Here is a 4,060-nt window from a genome sequence, read left to right on the forward strand (position 1 = left end):
CTGATGAAATCAGCGTAGTAGAGCCCACTCAACCACTGCGTCTTGCTCGACAATCCAAAAATAATTGAGAGGCTAGGACTTTTGTCCCAGCCTTTTGTTTTAGGTATAAAAGAAATAGACTGAATGAGAAAGGTTCCATCAGATGTGACACTTATCCTATTTTAAAATACCCACTTTCATGGTAGACTAGAGGAGAGAAAACGTTCTCAAGGAGGTTGAGCATGAAACACAAATTATTGGTCACATCACTGACGATTCTTTCTACCTGCACACTCATGGCTTGTAGTCACACCACTCAAAAGGACACCGCAGCTTCTTCTACAAAAGAAAGTAGCAGTAAAGTCGAAAAGCAAACAAGCAGCTCTTCGTCAAAGGATACTTCTTCTACAAAGAAAAACACTTCCAGTCAAGAAACCAAGCGGATTGGAAATGCAGATTATGGATACATCGATATTCCAAGTAAATGGTTCAAGTTCACGGATATCGATGGGACAGAAGCTGTCCAATATACAGATGGCAGTGGCTATAATATTGTCACCTTGAACAGCTTTACCCGGGAAAAGGCCAAAGTTCCTGCAGATATCGAGTTTAATGCTGAATTTCTAGCCAAGAAACTAGCCGTAATGTGGCAAGATAACCAGGATGTTGGAAAGATGACGGGAGCGCGGACTAAAGTCGCAGGTCTAGACGCCTACCAGCTTCAAATTGTCATGAAATCTGGTCAATACCTGATTACTTGGGTTTTCCAGAAGGGTGAAAAAGTTTATACCATTTCTTTTGAAGGGGATGCAGAAACCTTGAAAACCTTTATCCCATACATTGAAAATACTTGGAGCCTAGATGGAACAGGCGCTATAATGGATTGATGAAGAGAGGCTAGAATCATTTCTAGTCTCTTTATGCTATAGAAATCGCACTTTCAAATCCTAGAAAATCATGGTAGACTAGAGGAAAGATAATACATCATTGAGGAGAGAACATGAAAAATAAGTTTCTACTCGCGTCTGTTACGTTTTTGTCTGTTGTCAGTCTGTTTGCTTGTACTAGTCCAAAGAAAGAGTCTAGTAAATCAAAGGCAGCGTCTAGTTCCACTAATGTGGTGAAAGAGACTACAAAATCGAGTAGCAAGGTAGAGAAAGAAATATCAGATAGTGATAAGGGGACTGTAGAAACGAAACGAATCGGCTCAGCAGATTATGGTTACCTCAATATCCCAAGTGACTGGAAAAAGAATGATAGTATCCAAGTCGGGGATAATATTCAGTATACAGATAAAAACGCCTTCAATATTATTGTTTTAAATGCTGCCACTAGAGAAAAAGCAAATGTCCCCGAAGGAGTTGAATTTAATGCAGAGCTAATAGCTCAAAGGTTGGAGAGTAGGTGGAATGATTATAAAATTGTTGAGAAAATGACAAAATCTACGACGACTGTTGGAGGAAATGAGTCGCTTAAAATACATATATTTCTCAAGTCAGGTCTGCAGGTTGCTGGTTGGGTATTCCAAAAAGATGATAAGGTTTATTTGATTATTGTTGAAGGATTTGAGAAAACAATAACTCAATTTACTCCTTATGTCGAAAACACTTGGAGCTTAGATGGAACAGGCGCTGTGACGGATTAGTCAAGTGAGATAGATCGCAAGATCTATCTTTTTTCACGTTCTTTGTGGTATAATGCTTCTATTGTTTAAAAGAGGAAATAGAGGATGACACAGGAAAGTGATATTGAAAAATACCATCAGTTAGCTCTCCAAAAGCAAAAGGAGCACCGCAAGGTATTGGCGAATCTCAAGAAGAAACCGCCTAAGAATTTAGATAAAATAGCGCAAGAAATCCACGATGAAGTTTTCCAAGAAATCGACTGTACGGCTTGTGCTAATTGCTGCAAGACCTTAGGGCCCGATTTTAAGGAAGCGGATATCACGCGGATTGCCAAGTATTTCAAGATGAAACTTCCTGCCTTTGAGGCTGAATTTCTTCAAGTTGACGAAGATGGGGACAAGGTTTTTAAATCCATGCCTTGTCCTTTTCTTGGTGGGGACAATCTCTGCTCCATCTATGATGTTCGTCCAAAAGCTTGTCGGGAATTCCCTCACACCGATCGCAAGAAGATTTATCAGATCAACCATCTGACCATCAAGAATACCCTCACTTGCCCAGCGGCTTATTTATTTGTAGAAAAATTGAAGGATCGTTTGTAATGGCGTATACATTTTTACTTTTTGATTTGGACCATACCTTGTTGGACTTTGAATCTGCTGAAGAAACAGCCTTGACGCAGATGTTAGAAGACATGAATTTTCCAGATGTACAGGCCTTTAAGGATTACTACAAACCCATGAACCAAGGGCTCTGGAAGGATTTGGAACAAAAGAAATTGACCAAGCAAGAGCTCGTGGATAGTCGGTTTGCGATTGGGTTTGCCCACTTTGGGATCACGGTTGATGGGGCTGAGATGGCTCTTCGCTACCAAGATTACATCAGTCTTCAAGGGCAGTCTTTCCCTGGTGCGGAGGACTTACTGGCCCGACTTGAAAAAGCGGGTTACCAGCTCTATGGTGCAACGAATGGAGTGACTGCCATTCAAGAAGGACGCTTGGCTCATTCTACAATCGCACCATATTTCAAAGAGGTCTTTATCTCTGAGCAGCTTCATACTCAGAAACCAGAACCTGCATTTTTTGACAAAGTTGGCCAACTGATTCCAGGTTTTAGCAAGGAAGAGATCCTCATGATCGGAGATTCCTTGACAGCAGATATCGCAGGAGGAAATGCTGCGGGGATCGATACCGTCTGGTATAACCCTGATCATAAGGAAAATACTAGCCAGGTAGTACCGACTTATACCGTTAGCAACTATCAAGAAATCGCCGATTTACTGATAAAATAAAAAATTTTAAATACTGTCAAGTTTTTTTCTTGACAGGTCTATAAAATGTGTTATAATGGATCATGTGCTAAATAGCTTGTCTATTTCACCGAAAATTAAAATATAGAAAAGAGACTTATAAAAATGGCAGTTAAAATTCGTTTGACTCGTATGGGATCTAAGAAAAAACCTTACTACCGTATCAACGTAGCAGATTCACGTTCACCACGTGATGGACGTTTCATCGAAACAGTTGGAACTTACAATCCACTTGTTGAAGAAAACCAAGTGACTTTGAAAGAAGACCGCGTTCTTGCATGGTTGGCTGATGGAGCTCAACCTTCAGATACAGTTCGCAACATCCTTTCAAAAGCTGGTGTGATGAAGAAATTCCACGATTCTAAATTCTCAAAATAATTTTTTAAGTAGGTTGATGTATGGATACGATTGAAAATCTCATTATTGCAATTGTGAAACCTTTGATTTCACAACCGGATGCCTTAACCATCAAGATCGAAGATACTCCTGAATTCTTTGAGTACCACCTTGACCTTGATCCTAGCGATGTTGGTCGTGTAATCGGTCGAAAAGGTCGCACCATTTCTGCGATAAGAACGATTGTCTACTCTGTCCCAACTGAAGATAAAAAAGTAAGAATCGTTATTGACGAAAAATAAAAAGGCGGGACTTGGTCCCGTTTTTTTATTGGACCATTCAGTGAGCAACGTTGAGAATTGTTGCTGAACGTGATAAAATAGAGTGAATAAACTACACTGGAGAAATCATGAATTACTTTAATGTCGGGAAAATTGTCAATACCCAAGGCTTACAAGGAGAAATGCGGATCTTGTCTGTGACAGACTTTGCAGATGAACGCTTTAAAAAAGGAGCTGAGTTGGCTCTTTTTGATGAGAAGGATCGTTTTGTCCAAACAGTGACCATTGCCAGTCATCGCAAGCACAAGAACTTCGACATCATCAAGTTTAAGGATATGTACCATATCAATGCCATCGAAAAATTCAAAGGCTTTAGCCTCAAGGTTGCGGAAGAAGACTTGACAGATTTGGAGGATGGCGAGTTTTATTACCATGAGATCATCGGCCTTGATGTTTATGAAAATGACCAGCTAATCGGTCAGATCAAGGAAATCCTGCAACCAGGTGCCAATGACGTTTGGGTCGTGAAACGC

At 40.3% G+C, this 4,060-nt stretch carries 7 protein-coding genes; all 7 read left to right on the forward strand.

Annotated elements, in window-relative coordinates; translation table 11 throughout:
* Positions 1-221 precede the first annotated feature (221 nt).
* On the forward strand, positions 222-866 hold the full coding sequence (locus SPADD19_RS03610) for a hypothetical protein (RefSeq protein ID WP_061455230.1): 645 nt from the start codon (positions 222-224) through the stop codon (positions 864-866).
* A gap of 113 nt (positions 867-979) precedes the next feature.
* Positions 980-1,624, forward strand: a complete 645-nt coding sequence (locus SPADD19_RS03615; RefSeq protein ID WP_061455231.1) for a hypothetical protein — start codon at positions 980-982, stop codon at positions 1,622-1,624.
* Positions 1,625-1,708: 84 nt separating this feature from the next.
* Positions 1,709-2,203: a YkgJ family cysteine cluster protein gene (locus tag SPADD19_RS03620; RefSeq protein ID WP_061455232.1), complete on the forward strand. Its 495-nt coding sequence runs from the start codon at positions 1,709-1,711 to the stop codon at positions 2,201-2,203.
* A complete protein-coding gene (gene pynA, locus SPADD19_RS03625; protein ID WP_061455233.1) occupies positions 2,203-2,892 on the forward strand; it encodes a pyrimidine 5'-nucleotidase PynA in 690 nt (229 codons plus the stop codon). The genes SPADD19_RS03620 and pynA overlap by 1 nt, the downstream gene beginning before the upstream one ends.
* 123 nt (positions 2,893-3,015) lie before the next feature.
* Positions 3,016-3,288: a 30S ribosomal protein S16 gene (rpsP, locus tag SPADD19_RS03630; RefSeq protein WP_003007475.1), complete on the forward strand. Its 273-nt coding sequence runs from the start codon at positions 3,016-3,018 to the stop codon at positions 3,286-3,288.
* Between the two features lie 20 nt (positions 3,289-3,308).
* Positions 3,309-3,548 (forward strand): RNA-binding protein KphA, encoded by a 240-nt coding sequence (kphA, locus tag SPADD19_RS03635; RefSeq protein ID WP_061455234.1) that lies wholly within the window; start codon positions 3,309-3,311, stop codon positions 3,546-3,548.
* Positions 3,549-3,655: 107 nt separating this feature from the next.
* Positions 3,656-4,060 (forward strand): ribosome maturation factor RimM (rimM, locus tag SPADD19_RS03640; protein ID WP_241496456.1); only part of this gene is annotated, 405 nt, incomplete at its 3' end.

The sequence above is a fragment of the Streptococcus parasanguinis genome (genome assembly GCF_001578955.1).
Taxonomy (GTDB): domain Bacteria; phylum Bacillota; class Bacilli; order Lactobacillales; family Streptococcaceae; genus Streptococcus; species Streptococcus parasanguinis_U.

Excerpts from the sequence above, each read along its gene's own strand:
- SPADD19_RS03620 (WP_061455232.1), top strand. The coding sequence starts at position 1,709 with ATGACACAGGAAAGTGATATTGAAAAATACCATCAGTTAGCTCTCCAA.
- SPADD19_RS03610 (WP_061455230.1), top strand. The coding sequence starts at position 222 with ATGAAACACAAATTATTGGTCACATCACTGACGATTCTTTCTACCTGC.
- rpsP (WP_003007475.1), top strand. The coding sequence starts at position 3,016 with ATGGCAGTTAAAATTCGTTTGACTCGTATGGGATCTAAGAAAAAACCT.
- SPADD19_RS03615 (WP_061455231.1), top strand. The coding sequence starts at position 980 with ATGAAAAATAAGTTTCTACTCGCGTCTGTTACGTTTTTGTCTGTTGTC.
- kphA (WP_061455234.1), top strand. The coding sequence starts at position 3,309 with ATGGATACGATTGAAAATCTCATTATTGCAATTGTGAAACCTTTGATT.
- pynA (WP_061455233.1), top strand. The coding sequence starts at position 2,203 with ATGGCGTATACATTTTTACTTTTTGATTTGGACCATACCTTGTTGGAC.